This is a genomic window from Amycolatopsis sp. NPDC051373 (genome assembly GCF_040689465.1).
Lineage (GTDB): Bacteria > Actinomycetota > Actinomycetes > Mycobacteriales > Pseudonocardiaceae > Amycolatopsis.
Genome location: NZ_JBFBAE010000021.1, coordinates 148901 through 169883 on the forward strand (window position 1 = coordinate 148901; position 20983 = coordinate 169883).

Consider the following 20983-nt stretch of genomic DNA (forward strand, 5'->3'; position numbering starts at 1 on the left):
GACTGCCGGGCCGGACTCGACACCGCACGTCCGCGCCGGAACCCGGCAGTTCGCGTTGTCGGTGGGCAAAACGCGCTCCGTGGCGACAGCCGCCGCCCAAGGCGCCGGGGCCGGCGCGAGGTGGTGGTTTCGGGCCAGTGCAACGCGGGGCAACTTCGCGAGGATCCCGGCTCCACGTGAGTCGCGAAGTTCGTCGGAGTGGGCTCGGTGCTGGTTCGGCCGCGGTGGAACGCAGTGGGCAGAAGTGATGGGCATCAGAAGGCTCCCGCGATATGGCGGACCTGGGGGTGGGCCCCGGCGGGGGCGAAGACGGTCACGACGTCGTAGCGGGTGCGGCACCAGCCGACGCGGTGGGCGCGCAGCCAGCGTTGGGCGGCCCGGTGGACGCGGGTGATCTTTTCGGCCGTCACGGATTCCGCGGGGGAGCCGTAGGCATTGGTGGCGCGGGTTTTGACCTCGCAGAAGACGACCTTGTCGCCGTCGGCCAGTACGAGGTCGAGTTCGCCTTCCCGGCAGAGCCAGTTGCGGCTGAGCACCACCAGGCCCGCGTTCTGCAGGTGCCGGGCCGCCAGGTCTTCGCCCCAGCGGCCGAACGCGCGGCGCCACTGGGCGCCCGGGTCCGGGCCGTCGTTCATCGCTCCCCCTCGGCCGCGCCGCCGCCGGGCCCTTGCCGGCTGTCACGGTGCGTGTGCCATCAACCGTCGCAGAGTGACCGGGGAAGGCGCCACCATCGAAAAGTCGGGCTGTGGACAACTGGGGGGTTGTGGATAAACGAGGCAAGCCTGAGGGCAGGCGGCGTGAAAATGTCGGTGCCGAGGGCTAAGAGCCGCAGACACAAAACGGCCACCCGGGCGAACCCGGGTGGCCGGTGAAAACGAGAGGGACCTCAGCCCGAGAAGGGACCGTCCTCAGGAAGGCGCAGGTCGGGTTTGTCGAGTTCCTCCACGTTGACGTCCTTGAACGTGATGACGCGGACGTGCTTCACAAAGCGGGCCGGGCGGTACATGTCCCAGACCCACGCGTCCGACATGCGGACCTCGAAGTACACCTCACCGCCGCCGTCGCGTACCTGTACGTCGACCGCGTTGGCCAGGTAGAACCGCCGCTCGGTCTCCACCACGTACGAGAACTGGCCGACGATGTCGCGGTACTCGCGGTACAGCGAGAGCTCCATCTCGGTCTCGTACTTCTCGAGATCCTCTGCGCTCATGAAATCCGCGCCCCTCCTCGCGTTCGTCTTGCTGCTCCGGCGGCGGAGCGTTCATTCTTACCCACCGAGCGAGCCAGGGCACGGACCGGCGCGCTCGGGATTTCCCGAGAACCATTCTCCTCCGCGGCGGCTTCCGAAGCCGCGTTCTCCAGAGCAGCGTAGGTGAGCACGACCGGGTGTGGTGGGGTGAGTCCGTGTGCGAGGGCCGCGGTGGCCACATTCGTGTAGGACCAGCGGTGCGCCGGGCTCGGGCCGTGCTCGGTGAGAGCCCGTAGGTGGTCGGCGGTGCTGTAGCCCTTGTGCACGTCGAAGCCGTAGTGCGGCAGCTCGTCGTGCAGGCCGGCCATGATGCGGTCGCGCGTCACCTTCGCGAGCACCGACGCCGCGGCGATACTCGCCACGCTGCGGTCTCCCTTGATGACCGCGACGTTGGGCGCCGGGATGCCCGGCACCGGGAAACCGTCGGTGAGCACATAACCGGGATGGTCGCGCAGAGCGGCGACCGCGCGCCGCATCCCCTCCAGGTTCATCACCCGGATGCCGAGCAGGTCGACCTGTTCGGACGGGATCACGATCACCGCGTAGTCGAGGGCGCGCTTGAGGACCAGGTCGTAGACGCGGTCGCGGGCCTTCGCAGTGAGCAGCTTCGAGTCGGTGAGCTCCGGCAGTCGCGCGCCGTCGCCGGGGCGCAGCACGCAGGAAGCCACTACGAGCGGGCCCGCGCACGCACCGGCGCCGGCCTCGTCCACCCCGGCGACGGGGCCCAGGCCACGGCGTTCGAGAGCACCCTGCAGACCCCAGAACAGCTCGCCGCGCACGACGGCGCGCGGCGGCCGCAGGGGTTCGGCCGGGGTTCGGGGAGCGGGAACGGTCACTGCCAACCTTCTCGGGCGGGGCACCCTAACGGCGCGCCTTGCGCAGGCCCGCCTTCACTCGCCGGCCGACGAACAGCGTGGGCACGGCCGCGGCGAACCCGAGACCGAGCGGCAGGCCATCCTGCCACGCCGGGGCACCGAGGGCCACCGGCTGGGCGTCGGCCTGCGGATCGTGGTCCGAGACCCCGCCCCAGCGACCCGGCGGGAAGACGATGATCCGGGCCTTGCCGATCACGTCGCTCACGGGCACGGCGCCGTTGGCACCGCCCTGGCCCTGGTAACGCGAGTCGGCCGAGTTGTTGCGGTTGTCGCCCATCACCCACAGCGTGCCCTGCGGCACCTTGACCGGCGCGAACGAGTCCTGCATCGCGTGGTCGGGGTTCTCCCAGTGGATGTACGGCTCGTCGAGGGCCTTGCCGTCGACGATCACGCGGTTCTGTGGATCGCAGCACTGCACGGTCTGGCCGCCGACGGCGATCACGCGCTTCACGAAGTCGCGTTCGTCCGGCGGGGCGAAGCCCACCAGCGAGCCGAGACCTCGCAGGCCGCGGACGATGACGTTGCTGGATTCCTGCGGCGCGATCTCGTTCTCGGTCCACGCGGGCGGACCCTTGAACACGACCACGTCACCCGGCGAGGGATCCGTGAAGTCGTAGGTGACGCGGTCGACCAGAATCCGGTCGCCCGTACAGCCGGGGCAGCCGTGAAGCGTGGCCTCCATGGACCCCGAGGGGATCATGAAGACCTTCGCCAGGAAGGCCTGGATCAGGATCGTGAGCACCAGGGCGATCGCGATCAGGATCGGCAGTTCCTTCCAGAACGACCGCTTCTTCTGGGGCTTGCCCCGCCGGTGGGAGCCCCGACGCTCCTCGGAACGAGAATCCTCCGAGCCGTCGGGGTCATCCTCAGCGGCGTTCTGGGGCACGGGGTCGACCACGTCGCCAGGCTACCGGGTACCGCCTTGCCACTCAGGAGGCAGAGGTGGTCTCGCGGTTCTCGCGACGCTCCTTGATCTTCGCCTTCTTGCCACGCAGGTCGCGCAGGTAGTAGAGCTTCGCGCGCCGCACGTCGCCGCGCTTGAAGACCTCGACCTCGGCCAGGTTCGGCGAGTGCACCGGGAAGGTGCGCTCGACGCCCACGCCGAACGAAACCTTGCGCACGGTGAAGGTCTCGCGGACGCCGCCGCCCTGACGGCGGATCACGACGCCCTGGAAGACCTGATTGCGCTCGCGGTTGCCCTCGATGACGCGGACGTGGACCTTGAGCGTGTCGCCCGGGCGGAAGTCCGGGATGTCGGAACGCAGGGAGTGCGCGTCCAGCGCGTCCAGGGTGTTCATCGGTGGTCCGTCCTCGTCGATTCGTGTAACTCGGGTACTTCTCCCCGGGCGCGCAGCAATGCTGCTGCAACTACACCAGGGGCTGATGGCGGGCTCGTGAACGAGGCGGTCCACTCACGCCAACCTGTCGATTATGGCAGAGGCGCTGGTGCTCGCTTCGCACGGGGTCTAGCCGAGGTCCTCGCCGAGCCGGTCGAGTACCTCGTGATCTCGGCTGTTCAGACTACCCTCCGGCAACCGGGCCAGAAGATCCGGGCGCCGCAGGGCCGTGCGTTCCAGCGCCTGATCGCGCCGCCAGCGCTCCACGAGTGCGTGGTTCCCGGAGCGCAGGACGTCGGGCACCGCCAGGTCGCGCCACACTTCCGGACGCGTATAGCTGGGGCCTTCGAGCAGCCCGTCGGAGAACGAGTCCTCGGCCGCCGACCGCGCGTTGCCGAGCACGCCAGGCAGCAACCGGACCACGGCCTCCACGATCACCAGCACCGCGGCCTCGCCGCCGACCAGCACATAGTCGCCGATCGACACCTCGTCCACGGGCATGCGGCGCGCGGCGTCGTCGATCACGCGCTGGTCGATGCCCTCGTAGCGACCACAGGCGAAGACCAGGTGCTTCTCCTCGGCGTACGCGTGGGCCAACTCCTGCGTGAACGGCTTGCCCGCCGGCGTCGGGACCACGAGCCGGGTCCGCTGTCCGCAGACCTCGTCGAGCGCCGGGCCCCAGATCTGGGGCTTCATGACCATGCCGGGGCCGCCGCCGTACGGCGCGTCGTCGACCGCGCGGTGGACGTCGTGGGTCCACTCGCGCAGGTCGTGCACGCCGATCTCGATGAGGCCGCGGTCGATCGCCCGGCCCAGCAGCGCGGCGCGCAGCGGGTCGAGGTACTCGGGGAAGATCGTGACGACGTCGATGCGCACGCTCACCACCTCCGGTGCGAGGGGAACGGGATCACGTCAGTCCTCGTCCAGCAGGCCTTCGGGCGGATCCAGCACCACGCGCCCACCCGCGACGTCGACCGTCGGGACGATCGCGCGCACGAAGGGCACGAGCACTTCGCGCCCGGCCACGTCGAGCTCCAACAGCTCCCCCGCCGGCGAGTGGACGACCTCGACGACCTTGCCCACGACTGTGCCGTCGGCCAGCTCGGCGCTGAGGCCGGCCAGCTCGTGGTCGTAGAACTCGTCGGGGTCGCCCGTGGGCGGGAGTGCGGCGGTGTCGATGAGCAGCAACGCGCCGCGCAGGGTCTCCGCGACGTCGCGCGTGAGGACCTCCTCGAAACGCACCAGCAGCCGCCCGCTGTGTTCGCGGGCGGCTGTGATGGTGAGATCCCTCTTGCTGCCGTCACGCAGCTGCGTCGTGACGACCGCACCGACGGCGAACCGCTGTTCGGGCGAGTCCGTGCGCACGTCCACCGCGAGCTCGCCGCGGATGCCGTGTGCCTTGGCGATGCGGCCGACTACGACGTCCATCCTGACCGTCCGAGTTCCGCCGCGGGTCAGCGATCGGTGTCGACGACGTCCACACGGACGCCGCGGCCACCGATGCCACCCATCACGGTGCGCAGGGCGGTCGCCGTGCGACCACCCCGGCCGATCACCTTGCCGAGGTCGTCGGGGTGCACGTGCACCTCGAGCGTGCGGCCACGGCGAGTGGTCAGCAGCTCGACCCGGACCTCGTCCGGGTTGTCGACGATCCCGCGCACCAGGTGCTCGAGGGAGTCAGCGAGAAAACTCACTCGGACTTCTCGCCCTCAGCGGCTTCGGCCTTCTCGGCCTCGGCCTTCTTGGGAGCGGACTTCTTCTTCGGCGTGGTGGCCTCGGCGGAGGGCTCCTCGCCGGCAGCGGCCAGCGCCGCGTTGAACAGGTCCTGCTTGGACGGCTTCGGCTCGGCCACCTTCAGGGTGCCCTCGGCGCCCGGCAGGCCCTTGAACTTCTGCCAGTCGCCGGTGATCTCGAGGATGCGCTGCACCGGCTCGGTCGGCAGGGCGCCGACGCCCAGCCAGTACTGGGCGCGGTCGGTGTCGACCTCGATCAGGCTCGGCTCTTCCTTCGGGTGGTACTTGCCGATCGTCTCGATGGCCTTGCCGTCCCGGCGGGTGCGCGCGTCGGCGACGATGATGCGGTAGTACGGCGCACGGATCTTGCCGAGGCGCTGCAGCTTGATCTTGACGGCCACGGGTGTGGGTACTCCTCAGTGCTGGTGCAGGGTGGGCGCTCGTCGACCGCGTGGGGACACGATCACAGGCGCCCGAAACAGGAGCCCCCGAACGGCGAGAGGGTCCGGACGGAAGCGGGCAAGCGAACATTCTGCCAGATGGCTCGAAGTGCCTGCGCAGGGCCTCGGAACAGACCCGGAACGCACCTCAGAACGAGCTGACCCCGAGTGAGCCGAGCAGGATCGCGACCGAGGGCAGGAAGTTGTTCATCGAGTGCGCCACCACGCTGCCCGGCAGCCGGCCCGTGGCGAAACGCGCGAGGCCGATCGGCACGGCGATGACCAGCAGGAGCGTGGTCCGCAACGGTTCGAGGTGGCTGGCGGCGAACACGGCCGTGGACAGCAGGAAAGCCGCCATGCGACCCCACCGTTCGCTGCGCCACTGCAGCCGCTCCACCGCTCCCCAGAGCAGGCCGCGGTAGATGATCTCCTCGCAGATCGGCCCGAGCAGCCAGAGGTAGACGAACGTCACGATCGCCGCGGACACCGACATCTTCCGGTCGTCCACCAGCGCGCTGATCGCCGATGTCGCGTCGGCCGAGCCCACGATCTCGGTCCACACCCAGGCGCTCAACGACGTGAGCACCAGCCCGAGCAGGCCGAACTTGAGCCCGATCTTCACGTCGGACCAGCGCCACTCCAGGCGCAGGTCGAGCTTGGGTCCGTTGCCGCGCACGAGCGTGGCCAGCAGCGCGACGCCCGCGGCGATCATCGCGGGCAGCATCGTGCCCAGCAGCACCGTGCGGATCGGCAGCGGCTGCCCGGCCGGCGGATCGCCCAGCAACGCGCTCACGAACGCGGCCGACGCGATGAGCACGGCCTCCACGAGCAGGAACGCCCCGAAGCCCCACCGGTGCGGCGGGAACTCGCGCGGGGCGCTCACCAGGTCCTCCGGACGGATCGGCGTGGCACCCGGAATCGGCTCCCGGGGCTGGGAAGTGGTCACGCCCGGCCTCCGGAGATCGCTCGGCTCACCGGTCGAGCCTAACCGTCGAGAAGACTTCGCACAGTACTCGGGCGATCACCGGAAAATGAGGTGTTTCAGCCGAAAACCGTGCCACGCAGGACGATGTGCGACGGGTGGCGCAGCACCGCGAGATCCTCACGCGGGTCGGCCGGGTACACGATCAGGTCGGCCGGGGCGCCGTCGGAGATGCCGGGGTGGCCGAGCCATTCGCGGGCGGCCCAGGACGCGCTCGCGAGCGCCTGCTCGCGTGTCATGCCGGCGCGGTGCAGCGCTTCGACCTCGTCGGCGATCAGGCCGTGGGCGACCATGCCGCCGGCGTCGGTGCCCGCGAAGACGCGCACGCCCGCCTCGACGGCCGCGGACACCATGTCGGCGACGCCCGCGTGCAGGGCCCGCATGTGGGCCGCGTACGTGGGGTACTTCGTGGCCTGGTCGGCGATGCCGGGGAAGTTCTCGATGTTGATCAGCGTGGGCACGAGCGCTACGTCACGGCGGGCCAGCTCGGCCAGCTGGTGGGGGTTCAACGCGGTGCCGTGCTCCAGGCAGTCGATGCCCGCGTTGATCAGCCCCGGCAGGGCGGCTTCGCCGAAGACGTGGGCGGTCACGCGGGCGCCGAGGTCGTGCGCGACTCCGACGGCCTCGGCCAGCACGTCGTCGGGCCACAGCGGCGCGAGATCACCCTCGCCGCGGTCGATCCAGTCGCCGACGAGCTTGACCCAGCCGTCGCCGTCACGCGCTTGTTCCGCGACGGCCTCGGGCAGCAGCGCCACATCGTCCAGCTCGATGGCGAAGCCGGGAACGTAGCGCTTCGACAAGGCCAGGTGACGGCCGCAACGGATGATCGTGGGCAGGTCGGCGCGCGCCTGCAGCGGCCGCACGTCGAGTGGCAGACCGCAGTCGCGGATCAGCAGCGTGCCCGCGTCGCGGTCGGTGGCCGCCTGCTCGGCGGCTTCCTCGACCGGCACCGCCCCGTGCGGGCCGAGGCCCGGGTGGCAGTGGGCGTCGACGAGGCCGGGCACCAGGAACCCGCCGGTCGCCAGCGTTTCCGCGCCGGGCACGGGCTCGAACGAGATGCGCCCGTCGGTGATCCAGAGCTCACGCGGCGAGCCGTCGGGCAGGACGGTGCCGGAGACGTGCAGGGCGCTCAATTGTCCGGCGCTCAATTGTTCTTGGGGTCCTTCGGCAGCTTGAACTTCGTCGGGTCGAAGCCCGGCACGTCGTTCATGCCGCCGAGCTGCGACAGGTCGGGCATCCCGCCACCGGTCGGCATGCCACCCGGGGGCAGCATCGGCATGCCGCCGGGGAAGCCGCCGCGGACCTTGGGCTGTGTGGGGCCGCGCCCCTTGCCCTTCTTCCCCTTCTTGCCCTTGCGCGTCTTGCTGCCGCCACCGCCGCCGAAGCCGAAGCGCCCGGCCATCTGGGCCATCATCTTGCGGGCTTCGAAGAAGCGGTTGACCAGGTCGTTGACCTCGCGGACGGAGACGCCCGAGCCGTTGGCGATGCGCAGCCGGCGCGAGCCGTTGATCATCTTCGGGTCGTCGCGCTCGGCCGGGGTCATGCCGCGGATGATCGCCTGCAGCTTGTCGAGGTGCTTGTCGTCGACCTGCGCCAGCTGGTCCTTCATCTGGCCCGCGCCCGGCAGCATGCCGAGCAAGTTGCCGATCGGCCCCATCTTGCGGACGGCTAGCATCTGCTCGAGGAAGTCCTCCAGCGTCAGCTGCCCGCTGGTCAGCTTCGCCGCGGCCTTCTCCGCCTGGTCCTGATCGAAGTGCTGCTCGGCCTGCTCGATGAGGGTGAGCACGTCGCCCATCCCGAGGATGCGCGAGGCCATCCGGTCGGGGTGGAAGGTGTCGAAGTCCTCGAGCTTCTCGCCGTTGGACGCGAAGAGGATCGGCTGGCCGGTGACCTCGCGCACGCTCAGCGCGGCACCACCGCGGGCGTCGCCGTCGAGCTTCGTGAGCACCACGCCGGTGAAGCCGACGCCGTCGCGGAATGCCTGGGCCGTGGTCACGGCATCCTGGCCGATCATCGCGTCGACGACGAACAGGATCTCGTCGGGCTGCACGGCGTCGCGGATGTCCGCGGCCTGCTTCATCAGCTCTTCGTCGACACCCAGGCGGCCCGCGGTGTCGACCACCACGATGTCGTGCTGCGCGTGCTTGGCCTCCGCGATGGCGCGACGGGCGACGTCCACCGGGTCGCCGACGCCGTTGCCCGGCTCCGGCGCGAAGGTGACGACACCCGCGCGCTCGCCGACGACCTGCAGCTGCGTGACAGCGTTCGGGCGCTGGAGGTCACAGGCCACCAGCATCGGCGCGTGGCCCTGCTTCTTCAGCCACATCGCGAGCTTGCCGGCGAGCGTCGTCTTACCGGCACCCTGCAGACCCGCCAGCATGATCACCGACGGCGGGTTCTTCGCGAGGTTCAGCCGGCGCGTCTCGCCGCCGAGGATGCCCACGAGCTCCTCGTTGACGATCTTGATGACCTGCTGCGCGGGGTTGAGCGCCTGCGAGACCTCGGCGCCCTTCGCCCGGTCCTTGATCCGGGCGATGAACTCCTTGACCACCGGCAGCGCGACGTCGGCCTCCAGCAGCGCGATGCGGATCTCGCGCGCGGTGGCGTCGATGTCGGCGTCGGACAGCCGGCCCTTGCGAGACAGCGTCTGCAGGGCGGCGGTGAGCCGATCGGAGAGGGTGTCGAACACGGGTGTGCACGCTCCAGCTGGGTCGTCGTTCGCGTACCGGGCATCGCTGGGCGACCCCGGCAACCTCCCAGGGTAGCGGTCCGGGCCCGGCCGCCTCGCGGGTGCGCGAACCTTCGAGAGAAGGTTAGTACGCACATGCGTAATAACTCGAATCATCGTCCCAGGTCAACATAAGAAAATCGCTCGACTCGGTCGCGCGAATCGGTAAACATCTGCGTATGAATTCAGCGACGACGCCGCGCCCGGCGCTGGCCGAACCGGCGGCGGACGAAGACGAGAAAGTGCCGTTCAGCCGCATCGCCGCGCTGTTCCGGCCACACCGGGCGCAGATGGCCGGGCTGTTCGCGCTCCTGGTGGTGCAGGCCGGTCTCGGGGTCACCTCGCCGTTCCTGCTGCGGGCGATCCTCGACGACGCGCTCCCCCGCCGCGACGCCCTGCTGGTGAGCGTGCTGGCAGTGGGGATGATCGCCGCGGCACTGGGCTCGGGCGCGCTCGGCGTGGCGACGACCGGCCTGTCGAACACGATCGGGCAGCGCGTGATGAACGAGCTGCGCTTGTCGGTTTACGGCCACCTTCAGCGCATGTCGCTCGGCTTCTTCACCCGCACCAAGACCGGCGAGATCCTGTCGCGGGTCTTCAACGACATCGGCGGCGTGGACAACGTGGTCACGACCACCGCGGCCTCGATCGTGCAGAACGGCACCACGGCGCTGGCGATCACCGTCGCGATCCTGATCATGGACTGGCAGCTCGCGCTGCTCTCGCTCGTGGTCGTGCCGCTGTTCCTGCTGTTCACGCTGCGCCTGGGTGGCAAGCAGCGCAAGCTCGCCCGCGGCCGGACACGGCGGATGGCACGGTTGACGACGATCGTCGAGGAGTCCCTGTCGGTCACCGGCGTGCTGCTGGCCAAGACCATGGGCAACGAACGGCGGATGCGGGAGCGCTTCGCCGAGGAGTCCCGCGAGGTCGCGGCGCTCGAACGCAGCGCGGCGCTGGCCGGGCGCTGGCAGCGGGCGTCGCGGGTGATGAGCCTGACGATCATCCCGGCGCTTGTGTACTGGGTCGCCGGGCTGGAGCTGGCGGGCGGTTCGGCGCCGGTATCGCTGGGCACCGTGGTGGCGTTCACGAGCATGCTCAACCGGCTGCTCGGGCCGGCCACGGCGATGCAGACGGTGAGCCAGAGCGTGGGCGCGGCGAAGGCGCTGTTCGGGCGGATCTTCGAGGTGCTTGACCTGCGTGTGGAGATCGACGACCGCCCGGGGGCGCGGGAGCTGGCCGTGCGCGAGGGGGCGGTATCGATGCGGTCGGTGTCGTTCCGCTACGACGACGACGGCGCGTGGACCCTGCGCGACGTCGACCTCGACGTGGCGCCGGGGACGACCACGGCGCTGGTCGGCTCGACGGGCTCGGGCAAGACCACGCTCGCGTACCTCGTGGCGCGGCTGTACGAGGTGACGGAAGGCCGAGTGACCGTCGACGGCACCGACGTCCGGGACGTCACGCTCGCGTCGCTGGCGGCGGGGGTCGGGTTCGTGTCACAGGAGACGTACCTGTTCCACGCTTCGGTGCGGGAGAACCTGCGCTTCGCGAAGCCGGACGCCACCGACGCCGAGATCGAGGAGGCCGCGAAGGCCGCGCACATCCACGACACGCTCGCGAAGCTGCCCGAGGGCTACGACACCGTGGTGGGGCAGCGCGGCTACCGGTTCTCCGGCGGGGAAAAGCAGCGGATGGCGATCGCGCGGATCCTGCTGCGCAACCCGCCCGTGCTGATCCTCGACGAGGCCACGAGCGCACTCGACAACCGCACCGAACGGTCGGTGCAGGCGGAGCTCGACCGGCTCGCCGCGGGCCGCACGACGCTGACCATCGCGCACCGGCTGTCCACTGTGGAGAACGCGGACCAGATCGTGGTGCTCGACGCCGGCCGGATCGTGGAGCGCGGCACGCACGAGGAGCTGCTGGCGCTCGACGGCCGGTACGCGCGGCTCGTGCGCGGGGAAACCGCCTAATGTGGCGGTATGCAGACCGAAGCCGACACCCGCCGTGCCGACGAGCTGGCCGAGCTGGCCCGCCACGTCCGGGAGGGAGTCGGGCGGCTCAACTGGCGCATGCGCTCGGAGGCGGACTCGCCGTCGCCGGGTCCGACGGTGCTGGCCGTGCTGTCGCGGCTCTACCGCGCGGGCACGCACACACCGAGCGAGCTGGCGGAGGCCGAGCGGATGCATCCGCAGTCACTGACGCGGGTACTGGCTTCGCTGACGTCTCGCGGGTTGATCACACGCGCCGCGGACCCGTCGGACGGGCGGCGGTCGTTGCTCGACATCACGCCCGCTGGGCGGGTGGTGCTGCGGGACTACTCGATTTCGCGGGAGCAGTGGCTGGCGGCGGCGATGGAGCGCGTGTTGAGCCCGACGGAACAACAGCTGTTGCGCATGGCTGCCGATCTGATGGTGCGGATGGCGGATTCCTGAATTCCCCAGGGGTTCCGGGACGCGGCCGCTCCCCACGGCCGGCCCCGGAACCTTGGCGGAAGGGCTCACCTCCCCGGGAGCCTTCCGCCGCGTGCACGCGAGGCGGGTACCCCGTCCCCCGCTCGCCAGACCCCCAGTACCGGGCGAACGCGTTCCGCCTTGCGTTGGGGAGAAGTCTGCCGGGGCGCCGACCGGCGGGGCAGTGTGAAGACCCCCAACCGGAGTTGCGTAGAACTACTCAAGCCGCGATTCTTCGCCGCGCGTTCGGTTCGGGAACGGGCGCTCGCGGCCTTCTCGGCTGCGGCGCGGGCCGTGGCCACCACAGTCCTCCGATGGAGGGCTTTCAGCAACCCGGTGACGCCTTCGGCCTGTTCGCGTTCGACGTCGCCGTCTGGTCGCCTTCGCACGGACGAGGGCTTCGCAGGCGCGGTGTGGTGTGACTGCTACAAACGGGTGTCCGGCCCCGCGGATTCGCTCACGCATTCGAACGACGGCTCGGCCTCGGCCAGCGCTTCGGCCGAACAGCCCACCGCGCACGCCGCCGCCTGGAGCACCTCGGTGACCACCTCGACGTCCACGGACGGCGCGGCCGCCAGTGCCCCGTTGCGCACGTCCACGCGCCGCGCGAGACCGGCCAGGGCGTGCGCGAGGGCGTGTTGGCCGGCGACCAGCTGGGTGACGACTTCCGTCAGTTCGCCGAGGGTTGCTGTTTCGCCGTCGGTGCGGAGGGAGCCGGCCAGTTCTTCCGCACACGATCGCAGGTGCGCTGCGACCACGGTGGGTGGCAACGAAAGTCTCGGTAGGTTCTGCTCGGACCCCAGCACCCCACGCCCCCGCCCTCCGCACAGCTGCTCCAGACCCGCGCCATATTGCCACCGGGGCCCGCCTTCGCTAGCGCGACACCCCGATCGTGTGATGGGTGGGGTGGGGTGTTTGCAGGTGGGGACGGTTAAGGGGGTTGTTCTGGGTCCGGGTTCTCGGGTCCTCGCGGGGCGTGTTGCGTGGGGTGTGCACCCCGAAGCTGGATTGTGTTGACGGCCGGTGACGTGTTGTCAAGGCGGGAAAACGTGCCTTGACAACACGCCGCCGGCCGCAAAGAGGCTTCGGATCGGGGTGCCGGGGAGGGGCTGGGTGCAGAGTTCGTCGCGTAGGTGAGCGGCGGTTGTGAGAGTGGGTGTGGTTTGGGTGCAGGGTTCGTCGCGCGGGTGGGCGGCGGTGGGGTGGGTGGGTGTGGCTTGGGTGGGTGGTGAGGTGGGTGGGCGTTTCGGTTGGCGGTTGAGTGGGTGCCGCGTGTGGGTGGGGGTTTGAGAGGGAGGGCAGTCAGGAGCTTGGGGCGAGGGCTGCGAACCACGCGGTGAGGGTGGTGAAGTCGGCGTCGGTCAGGCCTGTGTGGGGGTCGACGCGGTGCAGCAGTGCGGTGCCGGGGTGGTGCGTCGACACCCAGGTGCGGTCGGTGGGCGAGATTTCGTCGTCGGCCCAAGCGAAGGGGCGGCCGGCGGCGAAGGTCAGCAGCGGGCGGGTTTTCCAGTGCAGGCTGTCGATCTCGGAGCCGGCCGGGTCGTTGACGACGGGTAGGGGCGGCAGGCCGAGGCGCGGGGCGATGACGTCGTTGGCATCGGTGAACCACGTCGTGGCCCAAACGAGCTCACACGGCAGCGCGGCGAGACGCGCGCCGTGGGCGGGGTCGAGGCGGGCCAGGAGCGGGTGGTCCGCCGGGCCGGGTAACGGGGGGAAGAGCGGGTAGTCCGCGGCGCCGAACGGGATGAGGGGGCCGTCGACGTCGAGGAAGAGGAGGGGGCGGGCCACGGGGGAACCGTAGCCCGCCACCGGCTTCAGGAAGCAGCTGCCAGAACAGCGTCCTCGACTTTGGCGCGCCAAGGTGAATCGATGGGGCCCGTCGACGGGCTGACGGCGAAGGAGTCCACGACGGCGCCGCCCAGGGTGGTGGCTTTGGCCCAGTGCACGGAGGCGCCCGAGCGGCTCAGGGCGCGGGCGACGCGGAAGAGCAGGCCGATACGGTCGGTGGCGCGCAGTTCGAGGACCACGGTGTTGGGGCCGCTGGTTTCGTCGTCGAACCAGAGGACCTTGGGGGCGACCACGGACGACGCCATGGTGGCGTAATCGCGTTCCTTGGCGGCGAGGCGTTGCGTCAGGGGCAGGGTGCCGGCGACGGCGCGGGAGAACTGTTCGCGCAGCAGTGTCGAGTCGGGCAGGGAGCCGAACTTGGGTGAGGCGGTGAAGACGCCGACGCGGTCGCGCAGGACGGCAGCATGGACTTCCAGCGAGTTGAGCGCCAGGACGCCCGCGGCGGGTGCGAGGAGCTCAGCGCGCGACGGGACGGCGAGAGTCACCGTGACGACCTTGCCGTGGGCGGTGATGCGGACCTCGCCGATCCCCGACCGGACGGCTTCGGCCATGAGCTCGCGTTGCGAACTGTCCAGGGGATCCGGTGCGGTGAAACCCGTGCCGTGCAAGGCTTCCTCGCCGGCGGCGACCAAGTCGGCGAGCAAGCGGTCCTTCCAATCCGTCCAGACGCCCGGACCGGTGGCCAGCGAGTCGGCGCGCGTCAGGGCGTGGAGCAGGTCCAGCAGCACGACGTCGCCGTCCAGGGTTTTGACGACGCGGGAGACCGTGGCGGGGTCGGCGATGTCGCGGCGGGTGGCGGTGTGCGGGAGCAGGAGGTGGTGCCGGACCATCGCGGCCACCGTTTGCACGTCGGCAGAAGGCAAACCGAGGCGCGCGGCCACTTGCGCGGCGATGTCGGCGCCAAGCTCGGAATGGTCGGCGTCGCGGCCTTTGCCGATGTCGTGCAGGAGCGCGCCGATCAGCAGCAGGTCGGGGCGCGCGACCGTGGTGGTCAGGCGGGAGGCCTCGACGCACGCCTGCACGAGGTGCCGGTCCACCGTCCACTGGTGCACGGGCGAACGCGGCGGGAGGTCGCGGACCGCGCCCCACTCCGGGAACAGCCGGGCCCACAAGCCGGTGCGATCCAGCGCCTCGACCGCGTCGACCAGGCCCTCCCCCGCGCCGAGGAGCTCCACCAGAGCGTTGCGCGCCTCGTCCGGCCACGGCGCGCGCAGCTCGGGCGCGGAGTCCGCCAGCGTGCGCAAAGTGCCGTGCGCGATGGGTTTGCCCGTGCGCGCCGAAGCAGCGGCGACGCGCAACAGCAAAGCCGGGTCCTTCGCGGGCACGGCGTCGCGGGCCAGCGACACCTCGTCGCCGTGCAGCACCACGCCCTCGGCCAGGGGGGTCCGCGAAGGCCGACGGCCGAACCGCGGCCGGGAAGGTTCCACAGTGGACCGCAGCGCGACGTCCACCGCGTAGGAGATCGTCCGCCCCGCCCCGGAAAGCTTGCGCGCCAAGGCGAACCGGTCCGCCAGACCCAGCTCGGCGGCGACGACTTCGGCCTCCGGCGCGCTCAACACGTCCCGTTCCCGGCGAAGCTCCCGACGCAGCTCCGTGCGCACGTCGAGCAGCAACGCCTTGGCCGCCAGCAGCTCCTCGCCCGGGCGCGCCGTGAGCTGCGCCAGCGCCAACGCCTCCAGCACCCCGAAATCCCGCAGGCCCCCGCGGCCGTGCTTGAGATCCGGCTCCGCCGACTGCGCGATCTCGCCGCTGCGCCGCCACCGGGTGCGGACGGAGTCGGCCAGCTCGTCGAGCCGCTTGCGGGCCGTGCGCCGCCACTGGTCGCGCGCGGCGGACGCGAGGCGCGCGGTCAGCTCGGCGTCTCCGGCGAGGTGGCGCGCGTCCAGCAAGCCCAGCTGGGTCCGTAGGTCCTCTGAGGCGACCTTCAGCGCTTCACCCGGCGTACGCACCGAATGGTCGAGCCCGAGCTTCGCGTCCCACAGCGGATACCACAACGCGTCGGCGAGTTCGCCGACGCGCGGGTTCCCGTTGTGCACCAGCACCAAGTCCAGATCGGAGAACGGCACCAGCTCACGCCGCCCCAGGCCGCCGACGGCGACCAGCGCGACACCGGGATCAGCGGTGTCCACGCCGGCCGCCGTGGCGCCCTTCGCGAGCCAGAATTCGTACAGATCCACCAAGGCCGCCCGCAGCGCGGCCGGACCGTGGCGGCCCGTGAGCAACTGCTCTCGAGCCCGGACCAGTTCACCCCCGTGAGTGCTCACCTAGAGCGCATCCGCTCCGCGCTCGCCGGTGCGCACCCGGATCACGGTCTCGACCGGTGTCACCCACACCTTGCCGTCGCCGATCTTGCCCGTGTGCGCGGCGGAAGTGATGGCGTCGAGGACCTTCTCGACGTTCGCGTCGTCCGTCACGACCTCGATCTTCAGCTTCGCCACGAAGTCCACGGAGTACTCGGCGCCGCGGTAGACCTCGGTGTGGCCCTTCTGCCTGCCGTAGCCCTGGACCTCGCTCACGGTCATGCCGAGCACGCCCAGCTGCTCCAGCCCGGAGCGGATGTCGTCGAGCGTGAACGGCTTGACGATCGCGGTGATGAGCTTCATGCCTTGGTCTCCTCGAACTTCGCAGGGGCGGTGGCGGACTTGACCGGGATCGTGGTCGGCTGGCCGAGCCCGCCGCCCATGCCGGTGAAGTCGTAGGCGCTCTCCGCGTGCTGCGCCTCGTCGATGCCGCTCACCTCGTCCTCCGTGCTGACGCGGAAGCCGCCCGCCTTCTTGATGACGAAGCCGATGATGGCCGTCAGAATGAAGGAGTACCCGAACACCGCGCCCGCCGCGGCCGCCTGCTTGCCCAGCTGGGCGAAGCCGCCGCCGTAGAAGAGCCCGTCGGCGCCGAGGGAGTTGACGCTCGTGGTGGCGAAGAAGCCGATGAGCAGGGTGCCCACGATGCCGCCGACGAGGTGGACGCCCACTACGTCGAGCGAGTCGTCGAACCCGAAGCGGTACTTCAGCGACACGGCCAGCGCGCACAGCACACCGGCGATGACGCCGATCGCGATCGAGCCGAGCGGGCTCACGAAACCACACGCCGGGGTGATCGCGACCAGACCCGCGACGGCGCCGGACGCGGCACCCAGCGTGGTCGGCTTGCCGAACTTCAGCTGCTCCACCAGCAGCCAGCCGAGCACGGCGGCCGCGGTGGCCACGGTCGTGTTGGTGAACGCGACGGCCGCGAGGTCGTTGGCGGCCAGCGAGGAGCCGGCGTTGAAGCCGTACCAGCCGAACCACAGCAGCGAGGCACCCAGCAGCACGAACGGCACGTTGTGCGGCCGTCCGGTGTCCTTCGGCCAGCCCTTGCGCTTGCCGAGCACGATCGCGAGGGCCAGACCCGCCGCGCCCGCGTTGATGTGGACCGCCGTGCCACCCGCGAAGTCCAGCGCCTTCAGGTTGTTGGCGATCCAGCCGCCGACGGAGTTCTCACCGAGGAAACCGTTGAACGAGAACACCCAGTGCGCCACCGGGAAGTACACGACGGACACCCAGATCACCACGAACAGCGTCCAGCCCCAGAACTTCGCGCGATCCGCGATCGCACCGGAGATCAGCGCCGGCGTGATGATCGCGAACATCAGCTGGAACATGCAGAACGCCAGCAACGGCAAGGCGTCCGGGCCCGGCCACGGTACGGCCGGCGCGGAGTCCGTGGCCGCCGCGGCGAAGCCGACCAGCTTGCCGAAGGTGTCCGACAGCCCGGCGAGGTCGAAATTGCCGACCAGTCCGCCGAAAGCGTCGTTGCCGAAGGACATGGAGAAGCCGAAGAGAACCCACAGCACCCCCACCACGGCCAGCGCGATGAAGTTCATCATCAGCATGTTCAAAACGCTCTTCGCGCGGACCATGCCGCCGTAGAAGAACGCCAGTCCCGGTGTCATGAGCATGACCAGCGCGGCGCCGGCCAGCACCCACGCGGTGTCTCCTGCGTTCAGCACAATCGTCCTCCCGTGCCCTGGGTAGATGACCCGGAAGTCTTGGTTCCGGGTGTTTCACGGGGCGGCGCCGAAGGTTTCGCGGGCGTGAACTACCCCGTCGCGCTTGTTACAGGAAGGTTTCCCGCCACGCGGGGTGGGGTGTCCGGTTGCGAAACGTCATGGTCGAATAGCCGCATGACGTCGGCCGGACCCGGAAATGACCCACTGCCACGGCGGGTCGTGGACGCACTCCGGTGTTCGGTGTGCCTTGCCCCGGTCGGGTTAGCGGGCCGCACGGTGCGTTGCGAAGACGGTCACTCGTTCGACTTGGCGCGCCAGGGGTACGTCAACCTTTTGCACGCACGCATCCCCTCCGGCACCGCGGACACCGTGCCGATGGTCGAGGCGCGTTCGGCGCTCCTGAATTCCGGCGCGTACGCACCGCTGGCCGACGAGCTCGCGCGCGTCGCCGCGCCGGCCGCCACGGGCCTCGTGATCGACGCGGGCGCCGGCCCCGGTTACTACCTCGCGCGCGTGCTCGACGCCGCGCCCGAGGCGACCGGGCTCGCGCTCGACGTTTCCGCCGTCGCGCTGCGCCGGGCCGCCCGAGCGCACGAACGGCTCGGCGCCGTGGTGTGGAACCTGTGGGAGCCGTGGCCGGTCGGCGACGGCGTGGCTTCCGTGGTGCTCGACGTGTTCTCCCCGCGCAACCCCGCCGAGTTCCACCGCGTGCTCGAACCCGGCGGCGTGCTCGTGGTGGCCGGGCCGCTGCCCGGACACCTCGCCGAGCTGGGCGACCTCGTGCTGTCCGTGGACGAGCGCAAGGAAGAGCGGCTCGAAACGGCGCTGGGCTCGCTGTTCACCCGGGTGTCGCGAGTGGACGTGGTGCACACGGCGCCGTTCACCGCGCGCCAGGTGCACGACGTGGTCGCGATGGGTCCCGCCGGTTTCCACCTCGACCGCGACGGGCGTCGCGAACGCCTCGACGCCGCCGAGGGCCGAGGCGTGACGCTCGCGGTGGGGGTGAGCGTGTGGCGGAGGCAGCCGTGACGCCGGCCGCGCTGCTGGCCGACGCGACGTGGGTGCGCGCTCGCATCGGCGGCGCGGCGAAGCTGTACGGCTGCGCGGCGCCCGAGGTGATCGGCACGATCTGGTGGTACTCGCTGTCGTCCGTGCTCGTCGCGCCGACGATGGAATCGCTGGCCGCCGGTGGCGCCGTGCTGGATCCTTCGCTGGACGCCGTCGAGCTCGACATCGTGCCGGACGGGCGCTTCCTGGGCTCCCGCTCGACGCGGGCGCTGAGCGGGCCGCTCGGCCCGGCACTCGGCGCCGCACTGAACACGGCCATCACCACCGTCGCCCAGGTCACCGGCGCCCGTTCACAAGCACTGGGCGCCATCGCGACGGACTCGATCGCCAACCGCCTGCTGTGGGCTTCGGCGCCGCAGCTGGCGGCCGACGTCGTGGCGTCCACCGGCCTCGGCCTGCCCGCGCCGCGATACGTCAGCGTCGGCCGGACGCAGGCCGTGAAACGGGCGTCGTGCTGCCTGATCTACGAGGTCGGCAACCCGAAGTGCGTCAGCTGCCCGAGGCAGACACCCGAGGAGCGCGACGAACGGCTGCGTGCGGCTCTCGGCGGCTAGGGCCGCCTGCGGACAGCGGTTTCCCGGCTTGTCGGCGGCCCGTGTGCCCTGCCACGGCTGCGGCGGCCGGGGCGAGGCCCAGCGCAGAGCGCCCACCGGCGGCTGCGCGTACGGCACGCCCTGGAACTGGTGCACCGCGCCGTTTTCCGTGCCCCTCGAGGTGCCGGAGGCGGTGTGCGCCTTAAGGCCGCTGTTCGGCGACGAAGCGGTGCCACCGCTCGAACACCCGGCTGCGAGAAGCATCGCGACGATGATCAGCACCTTGCGCACATCCGGCCCCGAGTCGAAGATCACCACGAACGGTAAGCGTTCCATCACCGCGCGGCATCACCAGGAAGAACGACCCGGGGTCCTCCGAAAGCGCGACGATCACGGTTCGGGAGGGATGGCCCGCGGCGCCCCCGCTCGGTAGCGTGACGGCTGATGAGTGAACGCACCTGGGGCTTCCGCACCCGCGCCCTGCACGCCGGTGGCACGCCCGACCCCGCCACCGGCGCGCGCGCCGTGCCGATCTACCAGACCACCAGCTTCGTGTTCGAAGACGCGGCCGACGCGGCCAACCTTTTCGCGCTGCAGAAGTACGGGAACATCTACAGCCGCATCGGCAACCCGACCGTGGCCGCGTTCGAGGAGCGCCTCGCGAGCCTCGAGGGCGCCATCGGCGGCGTGGCGACGGCGAGCGGCCAGGCCGCGGAGTTCCTCACCTTCTCCGCGCTGGCCGAGGCGGGTGAGCACATCGTGTCCGCGAGCGGCCTCTACGGCGGCACCGTCACGCAGCTCACCGGCACGCTCAAGCGCTTTGGCGTCGAGACGACGTTCGTCAACGGCGGCATCGAGGACTACGCCAAGGCCGTCACCGACAAGACGCGGCTGATCTACACCGAGGTGATCGGCAACCCGTCGGGCGCCATCGCCGACCTGGCCGGGCTCGCGGACCTCGCGCACTCGCACGACATCCCGCTGGTCGTCGATGCGACGCTGGCGACGCCGTACCTGTGCCGCCCGATCGAGCACGGGGCGGACATCGTGCTCCATTCGGCCACGAAGTTCCTCGGTGGCCACGGCACCACGCTCGGCGGTGTGGTCGTGGAGTCGGGCCGCTTCGACTGGGGCAACGGCAAGTTCCCGCGCATGACCGAGACTGTCGACTCGTACGGCGGCCTCAAGTACTGGGAGAACTTCGGCGAGTACGCGTTCTGCACGCGGCTGCGCGCGGAGCAGTTGCGCGACATCGGCGCGGTGCTCTCGCCGCACTCGGCGTTCCTGCTGCTGCAGGGCGTGGAGACGCTGCCGCAGCGGATGGACGCGCACGTGGCCAACGCGAAGGCCGTGGCGGAGTTCCTGAACGCCGACCCGCGCGTGGCCTGGGTTTCCTACGCCGGGCTGCCCGATCACGCCGACCACGAGCTGGCGCGCAAGTACCTGCCGGCCGGGCCGGGTGCGGTGTTCTCGTTCGGGGTGAAGGGCGGCCGGGCCTCGGGCGAGAAGTTCGTGGAGTCGGTGGAGCTGCTGTCGCACCTGGCGAACGTCGGCGACGCGCGCACGCTGGTGATCCACCCGGCGTCGACCACGCACGCGCAGCTGTCGGACGACCAGCTGGCGGCCGCGGGCGTCGGCCCGGACCTGATCCGGCTTTCGGTGGGGTTGGAAGACGTCGAGGACATCCTGTGGGACCTCGATCAGGCGCTGGAACGGGCGGCGGTCGGCAAGGGAGTTGCGGAGTGACGA

General features: G+C 70.6%; 22 protein-coding genes and 1 pseudogene. 5 read left to right on the top strand and 18 right to left on the bottom strand.

The annotated features are described in order from the left end of the window. Positions 1–254: 254 nt before the first annotated feature. The 12 genes from AB0383_RS33705 to ffh form a co-directional block, all read right to left on the bottom strand. Positions 255–635 carry a YraN family protein gene (locus AB0383_RS33705; RefSeq protein WP_364182829.1) on the bottom strand — a complete coding sequence of 127 codons (381 nt, stop codon included), beginning with the start codon at positions 633–635 and terminating at the stop codon, positions 255–257. 251 nt (positions 636–886) lie between these two features. Continuing rightward, complete coding sequence (locus AB0383_RS33710; RefSeq protein ID WP_003096226.1) at positions 887–1210, bottom strand: DUF2469 domain-containing protein; 324 nt, start codon at positions 1208–1210, stop codon at positions 887–889. Beyond that, a complete protein-coding gene (locus AB0383_RS33715) occupies positions 1207–2085 on the bottom strand; it encodes a ribonuclease HII (protein WP_366189458.1) in 879 nt (292 codons plus the stop codon). The genes AB0383_RS33710 and AB0383_RS33715 overlap by 4 nt, the downstream gene beginning before the upstream one ends. Before the next feature lie 25 nt (positions 2086–2110). Further along, positions 2111–3022, bottom strand: a complete 912-nt coding sequence (gene lepB, locus AB0383_RS33720; protein WP_366189459.1) for a signal peptidase I — start codon at positions 3020–3022, stop codon at positions 2111–2113. Between the two features lie 31 nt (positions 3023–3053). Then, the gene (gene rplS, locus AB0383_RS33725) at positions 3054–3422 is read right to left on the bottom strand and encodes a 50S ribosomal protein L19 (RefSeq protein WP_220237803.1); all 369 of its coding nucleotides are present in this window, start codon (positions 3420–3422) and stop codon (positions 3054–3056) included. Between the two features lie 168 nt (positions 3423–3590). Then, complete coding sequence (gene trmD, locus AB0383_RS33730) at positions 3591–4337, bottom strand: tRNA (guanosine(37)-N1)-methyltransferase TrmD (RefSeq protein ID WP_366189460.1); 747 nt, start codon at positions 4335–4337, stop codon at positions 3591–3593. Between the two features lie 36 nt (positions 4338–4373). After that, positions 4374–4889 (bottom strand): ribosome maturation factor RimM, encoded by a 516-nt coding sequence (gene rimM, locus AB0383_RS33735; protein ID WP_364182842.1) that lies wholly within the window; start codon positions 4887–4889, stop codon positions 4374–4376. 26 nt (positions 4890–4915) lie between these two features. Then, the gene (locus tag AB0383_RS33740) at positions 4916–5155 is read right to left on the bottom strand and encodes an RNA-binding protein (protein ID WP_003103110.1); all 240 of its coding nucleotides are present in this window, start codon (positions 5153–5155) and stop codon (positions 4916–4918) included. Next, positions 5152–5595, bottom strand: coding sequence for a 30S ribosomal protein S16 (gene rpsP, locus AB0383_RS33745; RefSeq protein ID WP_220237800.1), 444 nt, complete (start codon positions 5593–5595; stop codon positions 5152–5154). The genes AB0383_RS33740 and rpsP overlap by 4 nt, the downstream gene beginning before the upstream one ends. A 187-nt stretch (positions 5596–5782) precedes the next feature. Then, entirely contained in the window at positions 5783–6580 is a 798-nt protein-coding gene (locus AB0383_RS33750) for a type II CAAX endopeptidase family protein (RefSeq protein ID WP_364182845.1), read from the bottom strand. Positions 6581–6675: 95 nt separating this feature from the next. After that, a complete protein-coding gene (locus tag AB0383_RS33755; RefSeq protein ID WP_364183171.1) occupies positions 6676–7749 on the bottom strand; it encodes an amidohydrolase family protein in 1074 nt (357 codons plus the stop codon). Positions 7750–7760: 11 nt separating this feature from the next. Next, positions 7761–9305: a signal recognition particle protein gene (gene ffh / locus AB0383_RS33760; protein WP_364182848.1), complete on the bottom strand. Its 1545-nt coding sequence runs from the start codon at positions 9303–9305 to the stop codon at positions 7761–7763. 218 nt (positions 9306–9523) lie between these two features. Between ffh and AB0383_RS33765 the strand changes: the two genes are divergently transcribed. Next, on the top strand, positions 9524–11317 hold the full coding sequence (locus AB0383_RS33765) for an ABC transporter ATP-binding protein (RefSeq protein WP_366189461.1): 1794 nt from the start codon (positions 9524–9526) through the stop codon (positions 11315–11317). A gap of 9 nt (positions 11318–11326) precedes the next feature. Next, positions 11327–11779 carry a MarR family transcriptional regulator gene (locus tag AB0383_RS33770; protein WP_364182854.1) on the top strand — a complete coding sequence of 151 codons (453 nt, stop codon included), beginning with the start codon at positions 11327–11329 and terminating at the stop codon, positions 11777–11779. A 443-nt stretch (positions 11780–12222) separates the two neighbouring features. On the opposite strand, the gene AB0383_RS33775 is transcribed toward AB0383_RS33770, so the two are convergent. The 5 genes from AB0383_RS33775 to AB0383_RS33795 form a co-directional block, all read right to left on the bottom strand. Further along, positions 12223–12603, bottom strand: coding sequence for a hypothetical protein (locus tag AB0383_RS33775; RefSeq protein ID WP_364182857.1), 381 nt, complete (start codon positions 12601–12603; stop codon positions 12223–12225). A 496-nt stretch (positions 12604–13099) separates the two neighbouring features. Next, positions 13100–13585, bottom strand: a complete 486-nt coding sequence (locus tag AB0383_RS33780) for a hypothetical protein (RefSeq protein ID WP_366189462.1) — start codon at positions 13583–13585, stop codon at positions 13100–13102. Positions 13586–13611: 26 nt separating this feature from the next. Continuing rightward, positions 13612–15909, bottom strand: coding sequence for a [protein-PII] uridylyltransferase (locus AB0383_RS33785; protein WP_366189463.1), 2298 nt, complete (start codon positions 15907–15909; stop codon positions 13612–13614). Further along, positions 15910–16248, bottom strand: a complete 339-nt coding sequence (locus AB0383_RS33790) for a P-II family nitrogen regulator (RefSeq protein WP_220237793.1) — start codon at positions 16246–16248, stop codon at positions 15910–15912. It abuts the gene before it with no gap. Continuing rightward, the gene (locus tag AB0383_RS33795) at positions 16245–17633 is read right to left on the bottom strand and encodes an ammonium transporter (protein ID WP_364182867.1); all 1389 of its coding nucleotides are present in this window, start codon (positions 17631–17633) and stop codon (positions 16245–16247) included. The genes AB0383_RS33790 and AB0383_RS33795 overlap by 4 nt, the downstream gene beginning before the upstream one ends. Before the next feature lie 174 nt (positions 17634–17807). On the opposite strand from AB0383_RS33795, the gene AB0383_RS33800 reads away from it, so the two are divergent. Next, positions 17808–18662 (top strand): putative RNA methyltransferase, encoded by an 855-nt coding sequence (locus AB0383_RS33800; protein ID WP_366189464.1) that lies wholly within the window; start codon positions 17808–17810, stop codon positions 18660–18662. After that, a complete protein-coding gene (locus AB0383_RS33805; RefSeq protein WP_366189465.1) occupies positions 18644–19255 on the top strand; it encodes a (2Fe-2S)-binding protein in 612 nt (203 codons plus the stop codon). The genes AB0383_RS33800 and AB0383_RS33805 overlap by 19 nt, the downstream gene beginning before the upstream one ends. 39 nt (positions 19256–19294) lie before the next feature. On the opposite strand, the pseudogene AB0383_RS33810 reads toward AB0383_RS33805, so the two are convergent. Next, a pseudogene (locus tag AB0383_RS33810) lies at positions 19295–19570 on the bottom strand (carboxylesterase family protein); the annotation flags it as partial. Positions 19571–19678: 108 nt separating this feature from the next. On the opposite strand from AB0383_RS33810, the gene AB0383_RS33815 reads away from it, so the two are divergent. Next, entirely contained in the window at positions 19679–20980 is a 1302-nt protein-coding gene (locus AB0383_RS33815; RefSeq protein ID WP_364182876.1) for an O-acetylhomoserine aminocarboxypropyltransferase/cysteine synthase family protein, read from the top strand. Positions 20981–20983: the final 3 nt, after the last annotated feature.